The sequence below is a fragment of the Paenibacillus sp. BR2-3 genome (assembly GCF_046529485.1).
GTDB lineage: Bacteria > Bacillota > Bacilli > Paenibacillales > Paenibacillaceae > Paenibacillus_AQ.
This window is the reverse complement of record NZ_CP126311.1, coordinates 4,643,552-4,669,141: the sequence shown is the minus strand read 5'-3', so window position 1 is coordinate 4,669,141 and position 25,590 is coordinate 4,643,552. Positions and strand designations below refer to the sequence as shown.

The following is a 25,590-nucleotide window of genomic DNA, read 5'->3' as shown; positions in this document are numbered from 1 at the left end:
GAGTAATGAAAGAGAATAATAGAGATTCTATGTTCGCTGTTCAGCGGCAGAGTGGAAATATTAGAACAACGTCCTATTGGGAGTTAAGCTCCGCAAAGGGAGTAGAGGAGCCTTCGCCAGAGCTTCAACTGCAGGATCAAAAGAGTATTGCAGAGGCGGCAGCTATGCTGCAAAGCGGCGGCACCGTAGCATTTCCGACGGAAACCGTCTACGGTCTGGGAGCGGATGCACGAAATGCGGAAGCTGTGGAGGCTGTATTTGCTGCAAAAGGTAGGCCTTCCGACAACCCGCTAATCGTGCATATTGCCGATTCTGCTGCACTGGAAGGACTTGTTACGGAGGTGCACCCGGTAGCTGCGGCACTGATGGAGGCCTACTGGCCCGGACCGCTGACGCTGGTGCTTCCGCTCCGGCCTGGTGTGCTGTCCCCGCTCGTGACTGCAGGTTTGGATACGGTCGGCATTCGCATACCAGATCATCCAGCAGCGCTGGCACTGCTTGGCGCTGCCGGATGCCCGGTAGCCGCTCCCAGCGCCAACCGCTCCGGCCGGCCCAGCCCGACCCTGGCCTCCCATGTGATGGAGGACCTGGCCGGATATATCGGCGGCGTCCTGGACGGCGGGGCCGCAGGCGTCGGCCTGGAATCCACCGTGGTCCAGGTGCAGCCGGACGGCACAGTCTCCGTGCTGCGCCCCGGCGGGATCACAGCCGAGCAGCTGTCCGCTGTCAGCGGTGCCGGCACTGTCGACGCCGCGTCCGCCGAAGTCCCGGACTTCACGCCTTTGAATGCCGCCGGCTGCGAAGACAGCAGCCCCGCGCCGCGCGCGCCGGGCATGAAGTACACGCACTACGCGCCGCGCGGCTGGCTCGGCGTTGTGCGCGGCTCTTCGCCGCTTCGCGTGGCGGAAAGAGCCGCGAGCCTGCTGCAGGCTGCGGAGCGTGACGGCGAAATCACGGGCCTGCTCCTCTTCGAGGAGCATTATGCCCTGTATCCCGCCGTCCCCGCCGCCTGCGTAGCCTCCCTCGGCTCGTTGGCCTCGCCGGAGGAAGCGGCCCGCTCCCTGTATGCCGCGCTGCGGCGCTTCGATGAAGCGGGAGCCACCTACATTCTGGCCGAGGCTTGTCCGGTAACCGGCCTCGGCGCCGCCATTATGAACCGGCTGATGAAAGCAGCCGGAGGCAACCTGATCGACGCGGATTAACAGCCGTTTGCGCCGACTAATCGCTGTCACCCTGGAGCTTCGGATTCCTCTTTTCCGGTGACATACCCCTCTCGGCGGCTCGCTTATGACTGCCTCATCCAGTCATGATCGCCCCCTTGTCCGCATATCCATTGTTGTACAGGATATTTGGGACATGGGGGTATGGAAATGGGTATGGGGGAAGTTTATGCCGGGTGGGGGCAGATCATTACGATTGCCATTATGGCGGTTGCTCTGGGGCTGGACGCCTTTTCACTGGGCGTGGGCATCGGGATGAAAGGCATCCGTCTGCTGCACGTGCTGCAATTAAGCCTGCTCATTGCCTTTTTTCATGTATTAATGCCTCTTCTGGGTCTGTTTACGGGCGATTATGTGGGACATTTGCTTGGACAGGTAACCACATATGCAGCCGGAGGGCTGCTGCTTTTGCTGGGCGGGCATATGATTGTTAATTCGTTTCGTGCCGGTGACGGAGGAGGTTTGCAGGCCGTCGATCACCGTACTTTATGGGGCATGCTGATCATTTCACTTAGCGTGAGTGTGGACTCTTTTTCCGTAGGGGTATCCCTTGGCATGTTTGTAAACCATATCCTGATGACGGTGCTGACCTTTGGGGCTTTCGGAGGGCTGATGTCCATTCTCGGGCTGCTGCTGGGGCGTCATGTCAGCAGCGGCCTCGGGGATTACGGGGAGGCCATCGGCGGAGCCATACTGCTGGGGTTTGGCTTGCTGTTCATCTTTTGATACAATAACGGCAAATGCAAAAAAAATCTTGGGGGTGGATAAGCATGCTGCATATTTTGTTCGTCTGCACCGGTAATACCTGCCGTAGTCCTATGGCTGAGGGTCTGCTGCGCAAGCTCGCTAAAGAGCGGGGGATCGATCTGGAAGTGCGGTCTGCCGGTGTATCCGCCATTACCGGAACTTCCATATCGCGTCATGCCGCTGCTATATTGCAGGATGAAGGGGTTAGTGATGTTGCAACATCCTCCCAGCTAAGCGGGGATTTGGTATCCTGGGCTGATCTGGTGCTGACCCTGACCGGAGGGCATAAACGGCATGTGCTGCAGTATTTTCCCGGTTCGGTATCGAAGACACATACACTTAAGGAATTTGTGGAAGACGAAGAGACTGTAGGCAAAGATTTGCAGGAGCTGGATAGCTTATATGCACAAGCTGAACTGGAGATCTCGCTGGGCGGTGATCCGGATGCCGCCGATTTGCAGCGTATCATAGAAATACGCCAGAGGATTCCGAGCTTCGATATTTCCGACCCGTTCGGAGGCACGCGTGACGATTATGAAATTACCGCTGCGGAGATCCGTACGGCTCTTCACAGGCTGCTCGATAAGCTGGAGGTCCCGCGTCTTTAAAAGCCGGTCTTTTTGGATATCATAACTGAACGTTCATCTTATATATCTGCGGCACCTGCCCTTCCATGTTAAGGTGGTTGCATTTCAGTGGGCTTTGCTTTAAGATAGTAACAAATATCGGTTCCGGTGTAACTGGCGACAACTGTGGATCAAACCACGATGGAGCATCGGAATAAACGGCCGGTCGCCTGGGCAAAAGAGCAAATCCGCAGCTACCTGCGGACTGCTCTTTTTTGTTTAAAATTTTGAAATATCATCCTTATCCGCTTTGCTTAAAAGTAAGCTTTACCCGTTAGGAGGAAGGGCGATGAAGGAAGTCATGAAGCAGGAAATGCGGGATGAACGCACTTCAGGGAGCTTAGCGGCCAGCGCGGATCAGCCTTCAGGGGAAGAACTGGCTTTGGCTGAGGGAACCCGCAGTGTATTGAGCGAGCTGGCGAAGGCCGGGAAGCTTGGCCCTGGTGCAATTGTCGTCGTAGGCGTGAGTACGAGTGAAGTCGCAGGCGTCCGCATCGGCACCGGCGGGGCGCTCGAAGTGGCCCGGCAGTTGCTCCAGGGCGTGCGTCTGGCATCTGAGGAATTCGGATTTCATCCGGTTTACCAATGCTGCGAGCATTTAAACCGCGCGCTGGTTATGGAGCGGTCCTTGCTTAACTCACTCGGGTTAAATGAAGTAACCGCAGTGCCTATACCTGGCGCAGGCGGTTCGATGGCAGCAGCCGCTTACGGGTCTATGAAAGATCCTGTTTTGGCTGAAACGGTACAGGCCCATGCCGGGATTGATATCGGTGAGACGCTGATCGGGATGCATTTACGCCGTGTGGCGGTGCCCTTCAGGCCCTCCTTGCGGTATATTGGGTCGGCCCGTGTGAATGCGGCTTGGAGCAGACCGCCGCTCATCGGCGGCGAACGCGCCGTTTACCGCAGACAAGAAAGTAGTGATTCGCAGCTTTGCGATTGACTGATAGGTTTACATCAAACATACAACCAGGGAGGATTTAAGAATCATGGAACAATTGCGTAAGAGTGACCCGGCAGTACTGGAAGCGATGGGACTGGAGCTGAAGCGTCAGCGTGCCAACATTGAGCTTATTGCCTCGGAGAATATCGTTAGCGAAGCAGTTATGGAAGCCATGGGTTCTGTACTGACCAACAAATACGCGGAAGGTTATCCGGGTAAACGTTATTATGGCGGCTGTGAAGATGTAGATATCGTTGAGAATCTTGCCCGGGACCGTGCCAAGGAATTATTCGGCGCCGACCATGCCAACGTGCAGCCGCATTCCGGTGCGCAGGCGAATATGGCGGTATATCTGGCGGCGCTAAATCCTGGAGATACTGTACTGGGTATGAACCTGGCCCATGGCGGTCACTTGACGCACGGCAGTCCAGTGAATGCTTCTGGTTTGCTGTATAACTTCGTCGCTTACGGAGTACAGGAAGATACATTCCTTATTGATTATAATGAAGTTCGCAAATTGGCCTTCAAACACCGTCCCCGCATGATTGTTGCCGGAGCCAGTGCTTATCCGCGCACGATTGATTTTGAAGCGATGGCGTCGATTGCCAATGATGTTGGAGCACTGTTTTTCGTGGATATGGCGCATATTGCCGGCCTGGTTGCAGCAGGCCTTCATCCGAACCCGGTTCCGCATGCGCACTTCGTTACTACTACAACTCATAAAACACTCCGCGGCCCCCGCGGCGGTCTGATACTATGTAAACAAGCCTGGGCAGCGGCTATCGATAAAGCGGTATTCCCCGGCTCCCAAGGCGGCCCGCTTATGCATGTGATTGCTTCCAAGGCCGTTGCTTTGGGTGAAGCCCTGCAGCCTTCCTTCAAGACTTACGCTGAAAACGTAGTGAAGAACGCCAAAGTGCTGTCTGAAACTCTTATCAGCGAAGGCGTGAACATTGTCTCCGGCGGTACGGACAACCATTTGATGCTGCTGGATACCCGTAATCTGGGCATTACAGGCAAGGATGCAGAGAAGGTACTCGATTCAATCGGCATTACAGTGAACAAAAATGCGATTCCATTCGATCCTACAAGCCCGTTCGTTACGAGTGGTATCCGGATCGGTACACCTGCTGTTACCTCACGCGGGATGGATGAGCAGGCGATGGTGGAAATCGGCGTGATTATTGCTAAAGTCCTGAAGCAGCCCAAGGATGAGGCGACTCTTGCCGAAGCTGATCGTGGTGTGGCTAAGATTACCGAGCAATACCCGCTCTATTCTGACCTGCAATATTAAGCATTGAAGGATTTAAATCTTTCAGTTCCCAGACCCTCGCGGTGCCCGGATTCCGGGCTTTGCGGGGGTCTTTTTCAAAAAAACGTTGAAATCAATCATGAAAGTTCATGAAAATTTCAAGGAAAATCATGAAGTAATTGTGAAAAGTATGAAAATAAGCAAACCTGCACAAATTAAACTTTATTTTTCAGGTGACATGATCCTCCAATTTCCCAATGAGTAAGCAAATCTGCCACAGTTTGAGTCTTTGGGGGTAAATCCGCTTCTCCATAGGTGAAAAGCGGCGGCGGGGGTGATATAATAGACAGGATTTATCGGCAGATGGCAGAATTACGCTTGCTTCGCTGCTGTATGGACAAGACTTATAATTACCGGAGGGACAAGTTAATGGGAAAATTGGTGATTTGCGATCATCCTTTGATTCAGCACAAACTTACATTTATTCGCGATGTGCGGACCAACACGAAGGAATTCAGGGAGCATGTCGATGAAGTTGCTACATTAATGGCTTATGAGATTACTCGGGATATCCCGCTCGAAACGATTACGGTTCAAACACCGGTCGCTGAGACGGAAAGCAAGGTTATTTCAGGCAGAATGTTAGGTCTTATTCCAATCCTGCGCGCTGGGCTCGGCATGCTCGAAGGCGTTCTCAAGCTGCTTCCTGCAGCAAAAGTAGGTCATGTAGGATTGTTTCGTGATCCAGATACACTTCAACCGGTGGAATACTACATAAAGCTGCCTACGGATGTACAGGAACGCGAATTGATCGTTATCGATCCAATGCTGGCTACCGGCGGCTCCGCTATTGCAGCTATTACTTCATTGAAGAACCGCGGCTGTACCCAAATCAAAATGATGAACCTGATTGCTGCTCCGGAGGGAGTCGCTGCCGTACAGGAAGCTCATCCGGATGTGGATATTTACGTAGCGGCTCTTGATGATCACCTGAATGAACACGGTTATATCGTTCCGGGACTGGGCGATGCCGGAGACCGTTTATATGGTACAAAGTAATACAGAAGTAGAGAAGGCTATAAAGAGAGGACAGGGGTTATGACCAAAATTAAAGTAATGACGATTTTCGGCGTGCGCCCCGAGGCGATCAAAATGGCACCGCTGGTCCTTGAGCTGAACAGGCATCCAGAGCATATTGAGTCTATCGTATGCGTAACAGCCCAGCACAGGGAGCTTCTTGATCAGGTCTTAGAGGTATTTAAAATCACGCCCGATTATGATCTGGACGTTATGAAGGATCGCCAAACTCTGAACGAGATCACCATTCGTGTGCTGGAAGGGCTTGAGCCTGTGCTTCGGGAAGTGAAGCCTGATTTAGTTCTTGTGCATGGGGATACACTAACCACGTTCCTGGCGAGCTACGCCTCCTTCCTGCAGCAAATACAGGTCGGACATGTGGAAGCGGGCCTCCGGACCTGGAATAAGCTTTCCCCGTATCCGGAAGAAATGAACCGCCAGCTGACAGGGGTTTTGGCTGATTTGCATTTCGCTCCAACCGACTGGTCGGCGGGCAATTTGAGACACGAGAATAAAAAAGAGTCAAGTATTTATATCACAGGCAATACCGTAACCGATGTGTTTCAATATACCGTACAGCCGGACTACCGGCATCCCGTACTGGATTTTGCTTCAGGAAAAAGACTTATATTAATGACGGCGCACCGCAGGGAATCCCAAGGCGAACCGCACCGTCATATTTTCCGTGCTGTCAAAAGAATCGCTGATGAATTTGAGGATGTTGCCATTGTATATCCTGTGCACCCGAGTCCGGCAGTTAAGGAACCGGCACATGAGATATTGGGGGGACACCCGAGAATTAAGCTGATTGATCCGTTGGATGTCGTGGATCTGCATAATTTTTATCCGCATACCCACTTGATTCTGACTGATTCCGGCGGTTTGCAGGAAGAAGCACCCTCCTTTGGAGTTCCGGTGCTTGTCCTGCGTGATACGACGGAGCGTCCGGAAGGGATTGAAGCCGGAACACTGGAGCTGGTGGGAACGGACGAGGAGAAGGTGTATCAACGGACACATGCTCTGCTGACTGATCAGGACCTCTATCAGTCCATGAGCCGGGCCGCCAACCCGTACGGAGATGGTAAAGCTTCGGAGAGAATTGTCAATGCGATTTTGCACCATTTCGGTATAAAGGAACAACGTCCTGAAGAGTTTCACAGAACGTTCACACAAACTAACGAAAATGATTAAAACTAATATTCTGATGTGATGAATTTAACATACAGTGAAACTGTACGGTTTATATGGTTTTGGAACAGTTTGCTGTGATTATTTTCATGTTTTCAGGGCTTTTTGGGTAAAGTTCAATGAATTGACAAAGAGTCGAGAAATTCAGTAAAATTAGTTGGGATTGTAGCCTATGAATGAACCGAAAGAGAAAGACAGTCTTGTACGCACAGGACTTGTTATTGGCAGTGCAGGTACTTTGCTCGCCGCTTACATTATTATAGGTTTTTTTGTAGCGAGATGGCTTAGGGATCTGTTGGAAGGACCAAGTTATTGGCTGGCTATCGGTACCATAACGGGAATGATTCTGGGGATCGTAAACGTCATCCTGTTAATCAAAAAATTTTTGGGGGAGCAGAATGGATAATATGACTCCCATAATCAATACCGTCACCAGAGTAACCCTTATTCTTATGGCGGGGTTGCTTATGGGCTGGGCGCTCCATCAAGAATCACGGCCCATTACACTGGGCATGACTCTGGGTCTGGCGGCGGGATTGGCCAGCTTCCGTTATTTGGCCGTTAAGATTCGGCGGGTGACGGAGGCCGTTGTGATCCATAAAGGCAAGAATTACAGCCTCGGTTTTGTCACACGGGTTTGCTTCGCGATTTTGGTCGTGATGTTCGCGGTCAAGTTAGGGCAATTCTCGTTGGAAGCGACTATTGCCGGACTGTTCATTCCCCAGCTTCTCGCTATTCCTACGGGGATATTTCTGAGTAAGAAAAACAAGCTTTAATCAGATTAAAGAGAAAGGGGGGAAATGATACTATGCATGCAATGCCGTTAATTTATCTTGGAGGAGTACCGATTGATTTGTCTGCTGTGCTGATGCTCCTTATCAGTTCGTTAGTTGTATTCGTTCTGGTGATGATGTCGGTCCGCAAGCTTTCGGTCGAGAATCCTTCCAAGTTGCAGAATTTTATGGAATGGGTTGTGGAATTTGTACAAGGCGTCATAGGCAGTGCCATGGATTTGAAGAAAGGGAAACCTTACATATCTTTGGGTCTGACTTTGATTTTGTTCATTTTTATCTCAAACCTGCTCGGCTTACCGTTTTCTGTAGTCACTGAGGCGGAGGAACCGGTTACCGTGTTCGGTCATGTTATTGAAGCAACAAGAAACCTGGCCCAAGGAGAGCATGTTGAGATTTTGTGGTACAAGTCGCCAACAGCTGATATTAACATTACCGCGGGGCTGGCCATTATCGTGTTCGTGTTAATGAATTATCTGGGCATCAAGCTAAACGGCAAACACTACTTTAAGCACTATGTCGAGCCGTTTCCGATCTTTCTGCCACTGAACATTATTGAGAATTTGGCAAAACCGGTAGCGTTGGCTATTCGTCTATTCGCCAATATTTTTGCGGGTGAAGTGCTGATTACTGTCATTCTGAAGCTGGGTGTGGCGAGTATTCCGTTTTTGGCGATATGGCAAGGCTTCAGTATATTCGTCGGGGCACTCCAGGCGTTTATCTTCACAATTCTGACGATGGTATATATCGCGCAGATGACAACGCATGAAGAAGCACATTAATGAACTGCTGTGAACAAGACGGCAATATGCCGATTTCCATTCGCAGGAGATATCTTATATCATTAAACACAATATGAACCGAAATTAAAGGAGGATATTTAAAAATGGATTTATTAGCAGCAGCAATCGCGGTTGGTTTGGGTGCACTGGGTGCAGGTCTTGGTAACGGTATGATCGTTAGTAGAACGGTAGAATCAATTGCTCGTCAACCGGAAGCGCGTAACCAACTGCAAACAACAATGTTTATCGGTGTAGGTATCGTCGAGGTTATTCCTTTGGCGGCAACAGTTATCGCTTTCCTGATCATGTTTTCTTAATCATCCGTTTTTGCGGTTTGGCGGGGACGGCAGGGTGCCATCCGCGCCTTACTTTTGTATAGGTCCGCATGTCGCGGTAACGGAAGGGAGTGACTTCAATGGAAATTGTTTGGACAAATATCATTTTCTCAATTGCAGCATTTGCGATTCTCTATTTCTTGCTCAGCAAGTATGCGTTCAGTAAACTATTTGCAGTAATGGAGAAACGTCGCGAGTTAGTGATGCAGCAAATGGACGAAGCCGCGAAGACCAGAGAGCAGGCAGTCGCATATGTGGAGGAGCAGAAACAGGCCCTGAACAATGCGCGTCAAGAAGCACAGGTCATCATTCAGCAATCCCAGATTACCAGCAGCCAGCAGGTAGACCGGATTCTGGAGCAGGCCAAAGCGGATGCTACTCGCGTCAAAGACGAAGCGGTCCGGGATATCGAGAACGAGAAGAAAAAAGCCGTCGAAGAGCTGCGCAGCGAAATCGGCACAGCATCTGTACGTATCGCATCCAAGCTCCTTCAAAAGGAAGTTCATATGAGCGGTGAGCAAGAGCAGCTCGTTGATCAATACCTCAAAGAGGTAGGAGGCCGATCATGAGCCGCGATACGGTAGTTGCCAAGCGCTACGCCAAAGCATTGTACAGTGCAGCGGTGGAGAAGGGGATTACACTTGAAGTAGAAGAACAGCTCAAGGCAGTTGTCGAAGTGCTTCATTTCGACCAAGAGGTGAAGCGGTTTATTCTTGCTCCGCGCATCTCGCAGTCCGACAAGCTGAACGTGCTGCGCACAGCGCTTCAAGATAAGCTCTCTCCAACGGTTATGAACACTGTAGAACTGCTGGTAGAGCGGGGCAGAACCGATATTTTTGCAGATCTGCTGGATACGTACATCAAAATTGAAGGAGACGCTCTCGGCATCGGCGATGCTACTGTTTACTCCACTTATGTGTTAAGTGAAGAGGAGCAAGCGAAAGTAGCTGCGGAATTCGGCCAGCTGGTAAAGCGGACAATTCGCATTACGAACGTGGTTGATACAAGCCTGCTGGGCGGACTGAAGGTCGTTATCGGCGATACGCTGTATGACGGCAGTCTGTCCGGTAAACTTACGCGTCTCGAGAAATCTTTTAATGATAAGCATAGAAGATAGGGGTGAGGGTATTGGGCATCAGACCTGAAGAGATCAGCACTTTGATCAAAAGTCAAATTGAGCAATATAAAACCGATATCGAAGTTGCCGAAATCGGCACCGTCATTCAAGTCGGCGACGGTATCGCCCGTGTCTACGGATTGGAAAACGCAATGTCCGGCGAGCTGCTGGAGTTCTCCAATGGTGTAGTGGGTATGGCACTCAATCTGGAAGAAAGCAACGTCGGTGTTGTTATTCTGGGTGAGTACACTGAAATTCGTGAAGGCGATCAAGTGAAGCGCACAGGCAAGATTATGCAGGTTCCAGTTGGTGAGGCCCTGCTGGGTCGTGTCGTTAACGCATTGGGAGAGCCGCTTGATGGCAAAGGTCCAATCGAAACGACTGAATTCCGTCCGGTAGAGAGCAGTGCACCGGGTGTTATCGACCGTAAATCGGTTCATGAGCCTATGCAAACAGGACTCAAAGCGATCGACGCCATGGTTCCAATCGGACGCGGACAGCGCGAATTAATTATCGGTGACCGTCAAACCGGTAAAACAGCGATTGCTATCGATGCAATCATCAACCAAAAAGGCAACGGCATGAAATGTATTTACGTTGCGATTGGACAAAAACAATCCACAGTAGCACAGGTTGTAGAAACCCTTCGTCGTCATGGCGCGTTGGAATATACAATTGTTGTAACTGCATCAGCTTCCGAGCCGTCTCCACTGTTGTTTTTAGCACCATACGCAGGCTGTGCAATGGGCGAATACTTCATGTACAAAGGCGAGCACGTCCTGATCATTTATGATGACCTTTCGAAGCAAGCTTCTGCTTACCGCGAATTGTCCTTGCTGCTTCGTCGTCCACCGGGCCGTGAAGCGTTCCCGGGTGATGTGTTCTTCTTGCACTCCCGTCTTTTGGAGCGTGCAGCGAAACTTAGCGATGAGCTTGGTGGTGGTTCATTAACCGCATTGCCATTTATCGAAACACAAGCATCCGACGTATCGGCTTACATTCCAACGAACGTAATCTCGATTACAGACGGTCAAATCTTCCTTGAATCGGACCTGTTCTACTCCGGTCAACGTCCTGCGATCAACGTAGGTATCTCTGTATCGCGTGTAGGTGGCTCGGCCCAGATTAAAGCAATGAAGAAGGTTGCCGGCTCACTCCGTCTGGATCTTGCCCAATACCGTGAACTTCAGGCGTTCTCCCAATTCGGTTCCGATCTTGATAAATCTACTCAAGCCCGTCTGAACCGCGGTGCCCGTATGATGGAAATCCTGAAGCAGGGTGTAAACCAGCCACTGTCTGTTGAGCATCAAGTACTTAGCTTGTACACTGCTGTAAAAGGTCATCTGGATGATATTCCGGTTAAAGACGTTAGACGCTTTGAGAAGGAATTCCTGGCGTTTGTGAACAGCAGTGAGTCCGAAATTCTTCAATCCATCACGGATACGAAGGATTTGACTGCGGATAACGAAACTGCACTGAAAGCAGCGATTGAGAAGTTCAAAAGAGGCTTTGCTACTAGCTAATATAGATAACGTACGAAGTGAGTTTTGACTTCGTCAAAGCTTAAGAGAATGCTTACGAAGTCAGCTTTGACTTCGTCAAAGCTAAGATGATGCTTACGAAGTCAGCTTTGACTTCGTCAAAGCTTTAAGGTGGTGAAATCATGGCAAGAAGCATGCGTGATATTAAACGTCAAATCAAGAGCGTTCAAAACACCAAGCAGATTACAAAAGCAATGGAGATGGTAGCCGCCTCCAAGCTTAGAAAAGCGCAGGAGAAAGCGGAGGCCGCCCGTCCTTACTCAGAGAAGCTGAAAGAGGTTGTATCCAGCATTGCTGCCGGTACACAAGGCATCCAGCATCCCATGCTGGTCAGCCGCCCTGTGAAAAGAACAGGTTATCTAATTGTCACCTCTGATAGAGGGCTCGCAGGAGGATATAACGCCAATATTCTGCGTAAAGTGACTATGCTCATCGCGGAACGGCACAAATCCAAAGACGAGTACGATTTGTTCGTTATCGGCCGGAAGGGCCGTGACTTTTTACGCCGCCGTGAATATCCGATTGTGGAGGAATTAACCGAGCTATCGGATACACCGAAGTTTGCTGACATCAAGTCGATTGCATACTCGGCGGTACAACAGTTTGAAGCGGGCGCATTCGACGAGTTGTACATTTGCTACAACCGGTTCGTTAACGCGATCACCCAGGTGCCTTCCGTAGATCGGCTGCTTCCGATGGATCAAGTAGCCGCCCCGGAGCATCAAGAAGTAACAGCGAGCTACGAATACGAGCCTTCACCGGAAGGCGTATTGGAAGTTTTGCTTCCGAAATACGCTGAAACATTGATTTTTAGCGCAATTCTGGATGGCAAAGCCAGTGAGCTGGGTGCAAAGATGACAGCAATGGGCAGTGCCACGAAGAACGCATCGAAAATGATCGGAGAACTTACACTTACGTATAACCGTGCCCGTCAGGCGGCAATTACGCAGGAAATTACCGAGATCGTGGCCGGAGCAAATGCGCAGTCTTAAAATATAAAAAGGGTTAAGCGGAGCGCTTAACTTTGCTTTATATTTTACGAATAACGGGTGCCGTACAAGCGATACGCAGTATCGCTCGCCTCGGGAGCATATGCTCCTAAAGGACGGCACTGGAGTTTCTTCTTATGTAACAGCTTTCGAGGAGGGAAACAAAGATGAACAAAGGACGCGTTGTAAGCATTATGGGCGCGATTGTTGATATTGAATTTGAACGCGGTCAGTTGCCCGAGATTTTCAACGCTATCAAAATTGAAACCAGCTTGGAAAATGGCCGCAAGATAGATCTGACACTTGAGGTTTCCAACCATCTGGGAGATAACCTGGTACGTTGTATCGCCATGTCTACCACCGATGGATTGGTTCGTGGACTGGACGCGACTGACTTGGGAGGGCCTATTTCAGTTCCTGTAGGGGAAGCGACACTCGGTCGGGTATTTAACGTACTTGGTAATCCGATTGATAACGCTGGCGAAGTTCTTGCCACTGAGAGAAACCCAATTCACCGTCTAGCTCCGACATTTGATGAACTGTCGACACAAGCGGAGATACTGGAAACGGGAATTAAAGTTATCGATCTGCTGGCACCTTACGCTAAGGGCGGTAAAGTCGGCCTGTTTGGCGGTGCTGGCGTAGGTAAAACAGTCACCATTCAAGAGCTGATCAATAACATCGCCCAAGAGCACGGGGGGATCTCCGTATTCGCAGGTGTTGGTGAACGGACTCGTGAAGGTAATGACTTGTACCATGAAATGACCGACTCCGGCGTTATCAAGAAAACGGCGATGGTGTTCGGACAAATGAATGAGCCGCCGGGCGCGCGCTTGCGTGTAGCTCTGACGGGTCTGACCATGGCGGAATATTTCCGTGATGTGGAAGGCCGCGATACGCTGCTCTTTATCGATAACATCTTCCGCTTTACCCAAGCGGGTTCTGAAGTATCTGCGTTGCTCGGACGTATGCCTTCTGCGGTAGGTTATCAACCAACGCTGGCTACTGAAATGGGTCAGTTGCAGGAGCGTATTACTTCCACCAAAAAGGGTTCTGTTACTTCCATTCAAGCGATCTATGTACCAGCGGATGACTACACTGACCCCGCTCCGGCTACGGCGTTTGCCCACTTGGATGCAACAACTAACCTTGAACGTAAAATCTCCGAAAAGGGTATCTTCCCAGCCGTGGATCCGCTTGCATCAAGTTCACGCTTGCTCGCTCCGGAAATTGTGGGCGAAGAGCATTACAACGTGGCGCAAGGCGTTAAGCAGCTGCTGCAGCGTTATACCGAGCTTCAGGACATCATCGCCATTCTTGGTATGGATGAGCTGAGTGAGGAAGATAAGGTTATTGTAGCCCGTGCCCGTAAGGTTGAACGGTTCTTGTCACAGCCTTTCCACGTGGCTGAGCAGTTCACCGGCTTCAAAGGCAAGTATGTGCCGATCAAAGAAACCGTGCGCAGCTTCAAGGAAATTCTGGATGGCAAGCATGACGATCTTCCGGAAGTAGCTTTCCTGTTTGTTGGTACGATTGAAGAAGCGGTTGAAAAAGCGAAATCGATGTAAGCCCGAGCTAAGATATTGCTTTCGATGCGAGCTTTACTTCGTAAAGCTTTGGATGATGCTTTCGAGGCGAGCTTTACTGCGTAAAGCTTTTAGGAGGAATGGCAGTGAATACCTTTTTGTTGGAAATTGTCACGCCGGAGCGTCTCGTCTACTCCAAGCAGGTTAATAGCTTGACAGTACGGGGAGTCGAGGGCGAATTGGGCATTTTGCCGGGACACATTCCGCTTGTAACTCCACTTCAGGTTGCTCCGATGACCGTAAAATCGGACGGTGTTACGAATATTATTGCCGTTCATGGCGGTTTCGTAGAAGTGCGTAAAGATAAGGTGACAGTGCTGGCTGAAAGTGCCGAAATGCCTGTAGATATCGATATTGAGCGCGCTGAAGCAGCTAAAGAACGTGCCGAGCGACGTCTTCAGACCCGGAACAAACAGGAAGACATTGATCACCGACGTGCGGAGCTGGCGCTGCAACGCGCCGTTACACGGATTAAAGTGTCCACTGGAAAAGGACAACAGTAGTGTGTGAAGCAGTCAAGCCTCAGGCTTGGCTGCTTTTTTTCAATAGCAGAAAGTATGTTCTTCTTGAGTTTTCCTTCTGATATTGTATGAGTAAACGATTTTCTCATGCCTGTATGAGTGAAAATCTGTCCTTTTAGGGAACACATGTACGGTGGGAAGATAAGAAACTATAAATTTTAAAAAGTACTGGATTCTTTTGCCCTTGACAAGTATGATATAAGAGTCGATTTCCGAGTAACCTACATACGGAGGTTTAAGATGGATGAAATGTTGCCCACTGCGGTATCCAGTACAGTCGGGACCAGCGGATTAGTGTCAATGATTGTATCTTTGCTCTGTGTCGTGTTATCTTGGTGGGCATTGCAGAACCTTAAGCTTGATTTGGTCATAAGATATCCCAAGAGCCCTCAAGGGCGATTGCTGCATTTGCTGTTAGCGATCGTTCTGGGTCATTTTGTGGCAGGATTCCTGATCGATTATCTTAGCTGGAGTGGCCAAATTCGCTACATGTTTTAATGGCTGGCGCTATGGTTATAAATGTCATAGGTCGTTCGCGAAAAGCCGCCGAATAATAACAATTTATTATGTCAACACTGAAATTTAAGGAATCTTCCCGGCAAACGGGACGCATTGTCACACGATGTGAACTTGTAGCATTCGACTTTTTAATTCATTTTAATCAAGAAATAATGTGCGCGGAGGGAACCGAAATGAGTAAATTTATCGTCCGCGGTGGCAACAGATTGACCGGGAGCGTGAAAGTCAGCGGCGCAAAAAATTCCGTACTACCGATCATAGCCGCCTCTCTATTGGCAGAAGAAGGAGTAAGCGTTATTGTGGACGCACCTCCGCTTGACGATGTAATGACAATCAGCAAGGTGTTGGAATCTCTGGGTGCAGGGGTTACATACGAGAACGATATCATTCAGGTGGACGCCAGAAACTTATCCTCTTGTGAAGCACCTTATGAGTGGGTACGCAAGATGCGGGCATCCTTTTTAGTGATGGGTCCTCTTTTATCCAGATTAGGCCGTACTCGGATCTCATTGCCGGGCGGTTGTGCCATTGGAACACGTCCCATTGATCAGCATTTGAAAGGTTTTGAAGCGCTTGGTGCGGAAATCAGTCTCGGCCAAGGTTACATTGAAGCGAAAAGCAACGGTCGATTGCGTGGAGCCAAGGTTTACTTGGATGTAGCCAGCGTAGGCGCGACCGAAAATATAATGATGGCGGCTGCTCTGGCAGAAGGCGTGACCGTTATCGAAAATGCGGCAAAAGAGCCGGAAATTGTCGATTTGGCGAATTACCTCAACGGCATGGGCGGTATTGTGCGCGGAGCGGGAACAGGAGTCATCCGGATTGAAGGCGTTGAGCGTCTCCACGGGGTAAGACATCATGTCATTCCTGACCGTATCGAGGCAGGCACCTACATGGCTGCTGCTGCAATTACAGGCGGAGATGTGTATGTGGAAGGCGCAATTGCGGATCACCTCGGACCGGTTATTGCCAAAATGGAAGAAATGGGCGTTACCATTATTCCTGACGAGAACGGCGTGCGTGTCATCAGCGATAAACCGCTTAAGGCTGTTGATTTGAAGACCTTGCCGTACCCGGGCTTCCCGACGGATATGCAATCGCAGATGATGGCATTGCTGCTGCGCTCCGAAGGTACCAGTGTCGTGACGGAAACGGTATTTGAGAACCGCTTTATGCATGTGGATGAGTTCCATAACATGAACGCTGAGATCAAGATCGAAGGGCGTTCGGCAATTGTCACAGGAAATGCTCGATTAGTGGGAGCTAAGGTTTGTGCTACCGATCTTCGTGCTGGCGCAGCGCTTATCCTGGCGGGACTTGTTGCCGAGGGTACTACGGAAGTTGGCGGAACCCATCATATTGACCGCGGCTATGTTCATTTGGCAGAGAAGCTGTCAGGCCTGGGTGCTGACATTTGGCGCATTACCATGGATGAGCCGGCAGTACAGCCGGTGAAGGAAGAAACACTAAAGCCGGAGCCGATCAAGACCGAATCGCACAAAAACGAAGAGGTTAAGCAGCGGTTTCAGGTTCAACCAACCTGGGTGTAACTGAGGCCATATAGTGAGACCGAACTGCAATTTATTTGCAGGGAGGTCTCTTTTTTTGAAATATAAGAAAATAAGTTTCACTCCATACTTTTTCCTTATATTTTTACGAGAAACGGGTGCCGTCCCTTTAAGGACGGCAAAGCCGTTTCTTCTTATAGCGATTTAATCGTGCTATTCCTGCACTCCGTACAACATTTTGGCGTATGGTGCTCCTGGAACGATCTAATTCCTGCACTCCGTGCAACATTCTGGCGTATGGTACTCCTGGAACGTGCTAATTCCTGCAATCTGTGCAACAATTTGTCGCATGGTGCTCCTGGAATGTGCTAACTCCTGCACTTCGTACAACATTTCAGCGACTGACGCAAATCACCGCTGTAAATGTTGTGGAAATTTTGGATGCCCCCCTTATTACCTGCATTCTCCCAACTTTTTTCTTCTCCTTGCTTGTGAGCCGTTTCATCTCCATCCCTACTGTTCCTTTCGTTTAGTTATAGCGGGTTGTACCATACCATCAGCCTTGAAATTGTCTCCGGGCAACTCTCCTTTCTCTCATTGTCGTTCTAGCAGTTGTCCCAAATTCATATCTATAAGAATCTGGAGTGACAATGGAAGGAGCCACAGAGATGAAAGATTTCCGTGATTGGCGGCGGCGCAAAAAGACACCGCGGTGGGCCCCCCCGCGGCGCGGTAACCCCCGGCTGCGTCGGCTTGCGCCCGCCGCCTGGCTCGCCGCGCCGCTGCTGGCGGCGCTGCTGCTGCCGCTGGCCGTCATCCCGCTGCAGCGCGGGCAGACGCCCCCGCCGCCGGCTGGGCCGGAGGCCACGGCCCAGCCGGCTGCTGCCGCCCCGCAGCCGAAGATCTCGGTCTATTTGTCGCGCAGCGGACAAATCGAGAGCCTGCCGCTGGATGACTACGTCACCGGCGTCCTTGCGGCCGAAATGCCGGCGGACTTTGAGCTCGAAGCGCTCAAAGCCCAGGCCGTCGCGGCCCGCACCTTCATCATGCGCCGCCTTCTGACCGGCGATGCCAGCGGCGTGCCCGTTCCGGGCGCGGATGTTACCGATACGGTCAGCCATCAGGCTTACGTATCGAAGGCTGCGCTGGAACAGGCGTGGGAGCGCGGCGGCAAGAGCGCCGCGCTGGCAAAGCTGCGCCGGGCCGTATTGGAAACGCGCGGGGTAGTGATGACATATAAGGGTCAGCCGATTACGGCTTCCTTTTTCGCCTCCAGTGGAGGCTTTACGGAGAATTCGGAGGACTATTGGAGCGCTTCCGTCCCTTACTTGCGCAGCGTTGCCAGCCCATGGGAGAAGGAGATCGCCCCCTACTATACAGTGACCACTACCTTCAGCACGGCTGAACTGCTGTCCAAGCTGGGGATCACTACAGCGTCTTCGAGCAGCAGCAAGGAATCCGTACCTGCATTAAGAGAGTCGGCAATGAGTGATTCTGCTATAGCAGATAAGACGCGCAATCTCTCAGCAACCTCCGGGAGTGCTCCATTTATGAAAGTTCTTTCCCGCACCAGCGGACATCATATTAAAGAGATTTCCATCGGAGGCGTAGTTTTTACCGGACGGGAGGTAAGGGAGAAGCTGCAGCTTCGCTCCAGTCAGTTTACCTGGACTATTCGCGGCAGTAGAATCATGATTACCACTTACGGCAACGGTCATGGAGTCGGCATGAGCCAGTGGGGCGCGAACGGGATGGCTAAAGAAGGGAAAACCGCGACTCAAATTCTCAAATACTATTATAGTGGTATATCCTTTACCCAAGTCTCAACTCTTCTGAAAAAATAAATTGCAAGATACGTATAAAAGACAATAGCCCGGTAACACTGGTTACTGAGGTGATCGCATATGAATGAACAAAACAAAAACAAACCAAACCATGAAGAGTCTCTCAAAAAAATGCAGGGAGAATCGGGCGCACAGCCTTCTTCATGGAACAGACTGTTATCTAAACGGTGGGTATTTCCGGCAGTCTACACAGCGGCAGCGGCAATTATACTAACCTTGGTGTGGGTCTATCAGGATGCAGGCCAAAAGCCGCTGACTGGGGACACCGCCGCCGTTGTATCACAACAGGAAGCTGGAGTATCAACGGACGTAAACGGTACTGCTGGTACTGACCCTGAAGCTTTGGAAGTGGTAGCTACAGCCGAAAGCATTGTCTGGCCGGTAGGTAATCCGGCTGAGGTGGAAGTCGTTAAGCCGTTTTATGACGAGAATGGAACCGTGGAGAATCATGTAGAGGCCATGGTGGAGTACAATGACACCTTCGTGCCGAATGCCGGAATCGATATTGCCCGTGAAGACAACAAGGCCTTTGATGTCAAAGCGGCGCTTAGCGGTGAGGTTACACGGGTTGAAGATGTTCCTGTCATCGGTACGGTCATTGAAATTACCCATCCGGGCAATTTGAAGACTGTGTATCAAAGTGTAGGCGACACCAAAGTGAAGCAAGGCGACGAGGTGAAGCAGGGGGATACACTGGCCACAGCGGGCCGCAATGAGCTTGAGAAAAATCTTGGCAATCATGTACACTTTGAAGTGCATGAGGATGGCGCTGTAGTCAATCCTTCGGATTTACTTCCACAGCGATAAGAGTATTACTTTAGGCAGGGGACTCCGTCCCCTGTCTTTCTTAGCTTTAGTGAGTAAATCCGGGACGATTTCCCCCCTTCCGGGAGTTGTCCACGAAATAAAATGAGCCTCCCCTGGCTTGTCACCTCCTTAAAGCGCGAATATATAGGCCCGCCCCTCATATAATGTACCAAACTATCCACAGTTGGGAGGCGGGAGCGTGCACGATTACATCAAGGAACGTACGATCAAAATCGGACGCTGCATCGTGGAAACCAGGCACACGGTCCGGACCATAGCCAAGGAATTTGGCGTTTCAAAAAGCACGGTGCATAAAGACTTGACCGAGCGTCTGCCGGAGATAAATCCTGATTTAGCCGATCAGGTGAAGCACATTCTCGAATATCACAAATCGATTCGCCATCTTCGGGGGGGAGAAGCAACAAAGATCAAATATAAAAAAAGCACAGGAAAAAAGCGTGAAGTTGCCGTAGCGTCGAAGACATAACATTTTCGGAATTTTAAGGGTTTTTTCAGTTATAATACGTTGTGCCCATCCCCTAAAGTATGGTATTTTTAAATTTAGTACTAACTGCCTTTTATTCAACTAAAATAACACTTTGGGGGCTCTTTTATTATGCTTAGCAAGGATATCGGAATCGATCTTGGCACGGCCAATGTGCTTATTCATGTCAAGGGGAGGGGAGTCGTTCTGAATGAACCTTCCGTGGTCACGCTCGAAAGTGATACGAAGAGAGTCCTTGCGGTAGGAGAGCAGGCACGTCGCATGGTTGGACGCACACCCGGCAATATCGTAACAATCCGTCCGCTCCGGGACGGCGTTATCGCTGATTTTGAAATTACCGAAATGATGCTGAAATATTTCATCGACCGTGTTGGCGGCCGGACCTGGTATTCACGTCCCCGTATTCTGATCTGCGCTCCCACGAACATTACGTCGGTGGAACAGAAATCTATCCGTGAAGCCGCGGAGCGCAGCGGGGCGAAGGAAGTATTCATGGAGGAAGAGCCCAAGGCCGCAGCCATCGGAGCAGGTATGGATATTTATCAACCAAGCGGAAATATGGTCGTCGATATCGGCGGCGGAACGACGGATGTAGCCGTACTGTCCATGGGCGACGTCGTTACCGCCTCTTCGATTAAAGTCGCAGGGGACAAGTTCGACGAAGCCATTTTAAAATATATCAAGCAAAAATACAAATTATTGATCGGGGAACGCACCGCAGAGGACATCAAGCTGTCCATCGGTACGGTTCGCCCTAGCGGTATGAACGCCGAGATGGACATTCGCGGAAGAAATATGGTAACCGGGCTGCCCCAGACCCTCACCATATCCGCCGGCGAGGTTCAGGAAGCGCTGTGGGACCCGGTTTCTTCCATTGTGGCTGCCGCCAAATCTGTACTGGAGCGTACACCACCGGAGCTGTCGGCTGATATCATCGACCGTGGGGTTGTGCTCACCGGAGGGGGTGCTCTTCTGAACGGGTTGGACGAGTTGCTGTCCGAGCAACTGCATGTTCCTGTCTGGGTAGCGGAGGATCCGATGCACTGTGTGGTTAAGGGCACGGGCATTATGCTGGATCATTTGGACAAGGTCGTTAAGAAAAAGTTCTAAACAGCCGATAATATAGGTTAGAAGCTCGGGAAGGAGACTGCCTTCATGATAAGAGGTTTATATACGGCCGCTGCCGGGATGGTTACACAGCAGCGTAGACATGACACAGCCACGCAGAATATCGCCAATTTAAATACAACGGGGTACAAGCAGGTTGACAGTGTCAGCCATGCCTTTCCGGATGTGCTGATCTCTGCAATGCAGGGTGGCGTCACCAAGACGATCGGCCGTTTGAACACAGGTGTGTTCGCGGAACAATCAATTTCCCAATTTTTGCAGGGCGATTTGATTGAAAGCGGCAAGACTGTTGATTTTGCTTTATCCGCTGATTTGCAGGTGAACGATCCGGCTACGGGAGAAGCTATGCTGTTCGATGGTTCGGGCAAGCATGTAAGTGCTGAAGGTGAGGTCACCTACAAGCCACAGGTATTTTTCACCGTTCAGGATAATGATGGCAATAATTTGTATACACGCAACGGCAAGTTTTCGGTAAGCCCGACTGGAGAAGTACTTAGCTCGGGTGGCTACAAGGTTCTGGGCGGTAACGGCAATCCATTGGTGCTTAACACCTCTGAGGATAACCTCAAGGTGGACGGGCAGGGATATTTAATAGATAATAATACAGGTCTACGATCGAACACCAGACTCGGCATTAGTATTGTTACAAAGCCGATGGAGTTGGTGCGTGACGGTAACGGTGTGTTTCATGCAGATGATTCCGCAGACGCAGGGGTCCGTTTCGCTGATGCAACCGATAATATGCAGGTGCGGCAAGGATATTTGGAGAATTCCAACGTGGATGCGACCCAGGTGACGGTGGATTTGAACGCTGCATACCGGGCGTATGAAGCCAACCAGAAGGTTGTACAGTTTTACGACTCCAGCCTGCAGAAGGCTGCAACCGAAGTCGGCAGAGTATAGACTTAAGCTTTCAGGAGGACTGACCCATGAACAATTCGACGATAGGTGCGGCGGTCTCGATGTCCAGCCTTCAGCAGCGGCTTGATATTATTGCCGATAACATTGCCAATGTAAATACGAATGGCTATAAGAGCAAGGAAGGCTCCTTCGAGGATGTATTGACCCGCGTACAGCAGCAATCGGATGATTACGCGCTGACGGGACGCAGCATGCCTCTGGGCTTCAATATGGGTTTCGGTGTGCGTGTACCTACAATCAGCAACAACTGGGAAGAGGGTACGCTCAAAGAAACAGGCAGTCCCACCGATTTGGCACTGCAGGGTAACGGTTTGTTCGGTGTTCAGGTTAACGGAGCCACGGCTTATACACGACAAGGGAATTTCCACTTTACCCCGGATACCACCAACCCAGAGAATATGGTGCTCGTAGACAATACCGGCAACCCTGTTCTGAATACAGATAGAACACCAATAACGGTACCTGTCGGTATGAGTGTGGCCATTGACGAGACGGGCCAGGTGCTGATGAAGAGAAATGAAAATGATCCTGCCGTAGTAGCGGGAAGTATAATGATTGTAGAGCCCTCAAGCAGGGCTTCCCTTCAGGCGGTAGACGGCAATTTCTATGTATTGGCAGATGGAGTGACGGAGCAGCAGGCATTCGTCCAAAGAGCGGCAGGGGAAGCATCTGCAGTTGGGGTGCGCTCGGGGTGGCTGGAGCAATCGAACGTCGACTTAAGCAAGGAAATGACGGAAATGATGCAAATTCAGCGCACATATCAGCTGGCAGCCCGGGCGCTGACCTCCAGCGACCAGATGCAAGGCCTGGCTAATAACTTGCGCGGGTAGGTGAACCAATGAGTCGTCAGGTAGAGACTGGTCAAGATGAAGACAAGGGGCAGGTAAAACGCAGGATTTCAGTTTGGGGCATGATTCAGGTGATTCTGATTCCTTTACTGCTTGTCGCTGCCCTCGGAGGCGGATTGATCGCCGGATACGTCATCCTTGGCAAGAAAGAATTAGCCGATGTGTTTCAGTGGAGCACATGGAAGCATGTATATGATCTCGTTTTTGCTCCGTAGTACACAGGGCTGCGGGGCTGATTCACAACTCCCTAGTTGTACAGGGAGTTTTCTTTTTTATACAGATAAATGTATAATGATGGGGGGCTCAGGGATGAAAAAAGGGCCCTCTCCGCCAAGCTGCTGCTTAACGGTGGAGAAAGCCCCTTATCTGAACCTCCACTTCTGCAGGGGGTGAAGGATAGATATAGTTTTTGCCGAAGGTGCCTAATTTTATGCATCCCGGCAAAGAATATGATGAAAGCTGATTCCAGGGAGGAGTCTTATCACAATGCTGAATGTTAATGAAATCCAAGAAATTATCCCCCATCGGCCTCCATTTCTGCTGGTGGACAAAATTATCGAAATCGAAATGGGCAAACGGGCTGTAGGCATCAAGAACGTTACGGTGAATGAACCGTTTTTTGCCGGTCATTTTCCAGGGTACCCGGTAATGCCGGGTGTATTGATTACAGAAGCGCTGGCTCAGGTGGGCGCGGTCGCTATTCTGGGCGTTGAGGCTAACCGCGGCAAGATCGGATTCCTGGCAGGACTGGACGCCTTCCGGTTCCGGGGTCAGGTCGTTCCAGGGGATACACTGCAACTGGAAGTGGAGATCACCCGCCTCAAGGGGAGCATCGGGAAAGGCCAAGCCACTGCGAAGGTAGACGGCAAGGTTGTGGCTTCAGGGGAGATTATGTTTGCGCTTAGTTAATTCATAATTAAATCATATATGGAGAAGGAGAGATTCATATGACTCAATTAAGCCTACAAGCCGCAGAAACATTAGAGCGTTGGCTTCAGGACCCTTCTGTCGATGAAGCTACGAAGGGAGAGCTCCGTGCGCTGGAGAACGATCCGCAGGAACTCGAAGAACGCTTTTATCGGGATCTGGAGTTCGGTACAGGCGGTCTGCGCGGTGTAATCGGTGCAGGCAGCAACCGGATTAACCGTTATACGGTGGGAAGAGCCACCCAAGGCTTTGCCAAATATATTCTGGAGCAGTATACCGGAGAAGGCAGACCTTCTGTCGTTATCGCTCATGATTCCCGCCGATACTCTCCTGAATTCACTTTGGAAGCAGCCCTTGTGCTGGCGGGCAACGGCATTGAGACCCATTTGTTTCCTTCCTTGCGCTCGACCCCGCAGCTCTCGTACAGTGTTCGCCATCTGAAGGCGACGGGCGGCGTTGTAATTACAGCGAGTCATAATCCTCCGGAATACAATGGCTATAAGGTGTATAACGCGGAAGGCGGCCAGCTTGTCCCGGATGAAGCGGAAAAGGTCATTTCCTACATACTGGAGGTCGATTCCTTTGATGCGGTCAAACGCATTACACAGGAAGAGGCAGAAAGCCAGGGATTGCTGCACTGGCTGGGTGAGAAGGAAGACGAGGCATTTACAGATACGGTAGCCAGTGTCAGTGTTGCCCGGGAAGAGATCGTACCTTCACTCGGCCGCAATTTCAAAATCGTCTATACGCCGCTGCATGGTACGGGGAATCTCCCGATACGTTCGGTACTCTCCAAGATCGGTTTCACAGAGGTATTCGTTGTTCCTCAGCAGGAGCAGCCCGATTCCGAGTTCTCTACGGTGAAATCGCCCAATCCGGAGGAGCGGGAAGCTTTTACATTAGCCATAAAGCTTGGGGAAGAATTGAATGCTGATCTTCTGATCGGTACGGACCCTGATGCTGACCGGATGGGTGCAGTGGTGCGTGACAATGAAGGCAAGTTTGTGGTTCTATCGGGCAATCAATCCGGCGCGTTGATGATTCATTACTACCTGAGCCGCTTGCAGGAGCAAGGGAAGCTACCGAGTAACGGGGCTGTAGTGAAGACCATTGTAACCAGTGAAATGGGTGCTGCTGTAGCAAGTCATTACGGGGCTACCGTATTCAATACGCTGACCGGCTTCAAATATATCGGGGAAAAAATGACGCAATTCGAAGCTTCCGGCGAATATACCTACCTTTTCGGCTATGAGGAAAGCTACGGCTATCTTGCCGGCAATTATGCCCGGGATAAAGACGCTGTCCTTGCGGCCATGCTGATTGCTGAAGCTGGCGCTTATTACAAGGCCCAAGGGAAAACCCTGTACGATGTGCTTCAGGAGCTGTACGAGCAATTCGGCTTTTTCCTGGAGAGTCTTGAATCGCGTACACTTAAGGGCAAAGACGGTGTGGCGCAAATTCAGGGGATTATGAATGACTGGCGCAGCAACCCGCCGCAGGAAATCGGGGGCATCGCCGTAAGCGGAATTCTGGATTATTCGCTCGGCATTGACGGGCTGCCGAAGGAGAATGTGCTGAAATATTTGCTGGCTGACGGATCATGGTTCTGCCTGCGTCCTTCCGGAACGGAACCGAAGATCAAGGTTTATTTTGCGGTACGGGGTGAATCCCTGCAGAATGCCAAGGATAAGGTTGCTGCGCTTACGGTTCAGGTTATGGGCCGTGTAGACGGTAACTAATTAAGAATAGAGATTGAACTTCTCCATCTTTGTAAAAGTCTGGTGGTGGTGGCATGGTGAAGCAGCCATGCTTGAATACACCGGGCTTTTACTTGTGTGATAGGGTTCATCGAGTGGAAAGAGGAGGTA

Annotated in this window: 28 protein-coding genes and 1 riboswitch; all 28 genes read left to right on the top strand. The window is 50.6% G+C overall.

Annotated features, from left to right (window positions below):
• The first annotated feature begins 29 nt into the window (after nt 1-29).
• The gene (locus PaeBR_RS22455) at nt 30-1,202 is read left to right on the top strand and encodes an L-threonylcarbamoyladenylate synthase (RefSeq protein WP_410515281.1); all 1,173 of its coding nucleotides are present in this window, start codon (nt 30-32) and stop codon (nt 1,200-1,202) included.
• A 174-nt stretch (nt 1,203-1,376) separates the two neighbouring features.
• Nucleotides 1,377-1,946 carry a manganese efflux pump MntP family protein gene (locus PaeBR_RS22450; protein WP_410515280.1) on the top strand — a complete coding sequence of 190 codons (570 nt, stop codon included), beginning with the start codon at nt 1,377-1,379 and terminating at the stop codon, nt 1,944-1,946.
• A gap of 44 nt (nt 1,947-1,990) precedes the next feature.
• Nucleotides 1,991-2,575: a low molecular weight protein arginine phosphatase gene (locus PaeBR_RS22445; RefSeq protein ID WP_410512650.1), complete on the top strand. Its 585-nt coding sequence runs from the start codon at nt 1,991-1,993 to the stop codon at nt 2,573-2,575.
• 118 nt (nt 2,576-2,693) lie between these two features.
• A riboswitch (ZMP/ZTP riboswitch) is annotated at nt 2,694-2,776 on the top strand.
• Nucleotides 2,777-2,906: 130 nt separating this feature from the next.
• Nucleotides 2,907-3,536: a TIGR01440 family protein gene (locus PaeBR_RS22440; RefSeq protein ID WP_410515279.1), complete on the top strand. Its 630-nt coding sequence runs from the start codon at nt 2,907-2,909 to the stop codon at nt 3,534-3,536.
• Nucleotides 3,537-3,579: 43 nt separating this feature from the next.
• The gene (glyA, locus tag PaeBR_RS22435; RefSeq protein ID WP_410515278.1) at nt 3,580-4,830 is read left to right on the top strand and encodes a serine hydroxymethyltransferase; all 1,251 of its coding nucleotides are present in this window, start codon (nt 3,580-3,582) and stop codon (nt 4,828-4,830) included.
• A 387-nt stretch (nt 4,831-5,217) separates the two neighbouring features.
• Nucleotides 5,218-5,847, top strand: a complete 630-nt coding sequence (upp, locus tag PaeBR_RS22430; RefSeq protein WP_410512649.1) for a uracil phosphoribosyltransferase — start codon at nt 5,218-5,220, stop codon at nt 5,845-5,847.
• A gap of 39 nt (nt 5,848-5,886) precedes the next feature.
• On the top strand, nt 5,887-7,056 hold the full coding sequence (wecB, locus tag PaeBR_RS22425; protein ID WP_410512648.1) for a non-hydrolyzing UDP-N-acetylglucosamine 2-epimerase: 1,170 nt from the start codon (nt 5,887-5,889) through the stop codon (nt 7,054-7,056).
• A 169-nt stretch (nt 7,057-7,225) separates the two neighbouring features.
• Nucleotides 7,226-7,459, top strand: a complete 234-nt coding sequence (locus tag PaeBR_RS22420) for an AtpZ/AtpI family protein (RefSeq protein WP_410512647.1) — start codon at nt 7,226-7,228, stop codon at nt 7,457-7,459.
• Nucleotides 7,452-7,829 carry an ATP synthase subunit I gene (locus PaeBR_RS22415; RefSeq protein WP_410512646.1) on the top strand — a complete coding sequence of 126 codons (378 nt, stop codon included), beginning with the start codon at nt 7,452-7,454 and terminating at the stop codon, nt 7,827-7,829. Before PaeBR_RS22420 ends, PaeBR_RS22415 begins: the two co-directional genes overlap by 8 nt.
• Before the next feature lie 32 nt (nt 7,830-7,861).
• Nucleotides 7,862-8,626, top strand: a complete 765-nt coding sequence (gene atpB / locus PaeBR_RS22410; protein WP_410512645.1) for a F0F1 ATP synthase subunit A — start codon at nt 7,862-7,864, stop codon at nt 8,624-8,626.
• Between the two features lie 104 nt (nt 8,627-8,730).
• Entirely contained in the window at nt 8,731-8,943 is a 213-nt protein-coding gene (atpE, locus tag PaeBR_RS22405; RefSeq protein ID WP_307585331.1) for a F0F1 ATP synthase subunit C, read from the top strand.
• A gap of 98 nt (nt 8,944-9,041) precedes the next feature.
• Complete coding sequence (atpF, locus tag PaeBR_RS22400; protein WP_410512644.1) at nt 9,042-9,530, top strand: F0F1 ATP synthase subunit B; 489 nt, start codon at nt 9,042-9,044, stop codon at nt 9,528-9,530.
• On the top strand, nt 9,527-10,078 hold the full coding sequence (locus PaeBR_RS22395) for a F0F1 ATP synthase subunit delta (protein ID WP_410512643.1): 552 nt from the start codon (nt 9,527-9,529) through the stop codon (nt 10,076-10,078). The genes atpF and PaeBR_RS22395 overlap by 4 nt, the downstream gene beginning before the upstream one ends.
• Nucleotides 10,079-10,089: 11 nt before the next feature.
• Entirely contained in the window at nt 10,090-11,601 is a 1,512-nt protein-coding gene (atpA, locus tag PaeBR_RS22390) for a F0F1 ATP synthase subunit alpha (protein WP_410512642.1), read from the top strand.
• A 140-nt stretch (nt 11,602-11,741) separates the two neighbouring features.
• Complete coding sequence (atpG, locus tag PaeBR_RS22385; RefSeq protein WP_410512641.1) at nt 11,742-12,611, top strand: ATP synthase F1 subunit gamma; 870 nt, start codon at nt 11,742-11,744, stop codon at nt 12,609-12,611.
• 164 nt (nt 12,612-12,775) lie between these two features.
• Nucleotides 12,776-14,176 (top strand): F0F1 ATP synthase subunit beta, encoded by a 1,401-nt coding sequence (gene atpD, locus PaeBR_RS22380; protein ID WP_410512640.1) that lies wholly within the window; start codon nt 12,776-12,778, stop codon nt 14,174-14,176.
• 104 nt (nt 14,177-14,280) lie between these two features.
• Entirely contained in the window at nt 14,281-14,697 is a 417-nt protein-coding gene (locus PaeBR_RS22375) for a F0F1 ATP synthase subunit epsilon (protein WP_410512639.1), read from the top strand.
• A gap of 258 nt (nt 14,698-14,955) precedes the next feature.
• Nucleotides 14,956-15,213, top strand: a complete 258-nt coding sequence (locus PaeBR_RS22370; RefSeq protein ID WP_410512638.1) for a DUF1146 family protein — start codon at nt 14,956-14,958, stop codon at nt 15,211-15,213.
• A 194-nt stretch (nt 15,214-15,407) separates the two neighbouring features.
• Complete coding sequence (gene murA, locus PaeBR_RS22365) at nt 15,408-16,784, top strand: UDP-N-acetylglucosamine 1-carboxyvinyltransferase (RefSeq protein WP_410512637.1); 1,377 nt, start codon at nt 15,408-15,410, stop codon at nt 16,782-16,784.
• Between the two features lie 626 nt (nt 16,785-17,410).
• Nucleotides 17,411-18,586 carry a stage II sporulation protein D gene (gene spoIID / locus PaeBR_RS22360; protein WP_410512636.1) on the top strand — a complete coding sequence of 392 codons (1,176 nt, stop codon included), beginning with the start codon at nt 17,411-17,413 and terminating at the stop codon, nt 18,584-18,586.
• A 60-nt stretch (nt 18,587-18,646) separates the two neighbouring features.
• A complete protein-coding gene (locus PaeBR_RS22355) occupies nt 18,647-19,393 on the top strand; it encodes a peptidoglycan DD-metalloendopeptidase family protein (protein ID WP_410512635.1) in 747 nt (248 codons plus the stop codon).
• Nucleotides 19,394-19,592: 199 nt separating this feature from the next.
• Nucleotides 19,593-19,880, top strand: a complete 288-nt coding sequence (gene spoIIID, locus PaeBR_RS22350) for a sporulation transcriptional regulator SpoIIID (protein WP_410512634.1) — start codon at nt 19,593-19,595, stop codon at nt 19,878-19,880.
• Nucleotides 19,881-20,009: 129 nt separating this feature from the next.
• Nucleotides 20,010-21,008 carry a rod shape-determining protein gene (locus tag PaeBR_RS22345; protein ID WP_410512633.1) on the top strand — a complete coding sequence of 333 codons (999 nt, stop codon included), beginning with the start codon at nt 20,010-20,012 and terminating at the stop codon, nt 21,006-21,008.
• Nucleotides 21,009-21,053: 45 nt separating this feature from the next.
• Nucleotides 21,054-21,929 (top strand): flagellar hook-basal body protein, encoded by an 876-nt coding sequence (locus PaeBR_RS22340; RefSeq protein WP_410512632.1) that lies wholly within the window; start codon nt 21,054-21,056, stop codon nt 21,927-21,929.
• 26 nt (nt 21,930-21,955) lie between these two features.
• Complete coding sequence (locus PaeBR_RS22335; RefSeq protein WP_410512631.1) at nt 21,956-22,777, top strand: flagellar hook-basal body protein; 822 nt, start codon at nt 21,956-21,958, stop codon at nt 22,775-22,777.
• An 80-nt stretch (nt 22,778-22,857) separates the two neighbouring features.
• Nucleotides 22,858-23,010: a DNA-directed RNA polymerase subunit beta gene (locus tag PaeBR_RS22330; protein ID WP_410515277.1), complete on the top strand. Its 153-nt coding sequence runs from the start codon at nt 22,858-22,860 to the stop codon at nt 23,008-23,010.
• A 271-nt stretch (nt 23,011-23,281) separates the two neighbouring features.
• Nucleotides 23,282-23,704: a 3-hydroxyacyl-ACP dehydratase FabZ gene (gene fabZ / locus PaeBR_RS22325; protein WP_410512630.1), complete on the top strand. Its 423-nt coding sequence runs from the start codon at nt 23,282-23,284 to the stop codon at nt 23,702-23,704.
• Between the two features lie 38 nt (nt 23,705-23,742).
• Nucleotides 23,743-25,461: a phospho-sugar mutase gene (locus PaeBR_RS22320; protein WP_410512629.1), complete on the top strand. Its 1,719-nt coding sequence runs from the start codon at nt 23,743-23,745 to the stop codon at nt 25,459-25,461.
• The last annotated feature ends 129 nt before the right edge of the window (nt 25,462-25,590 follow it).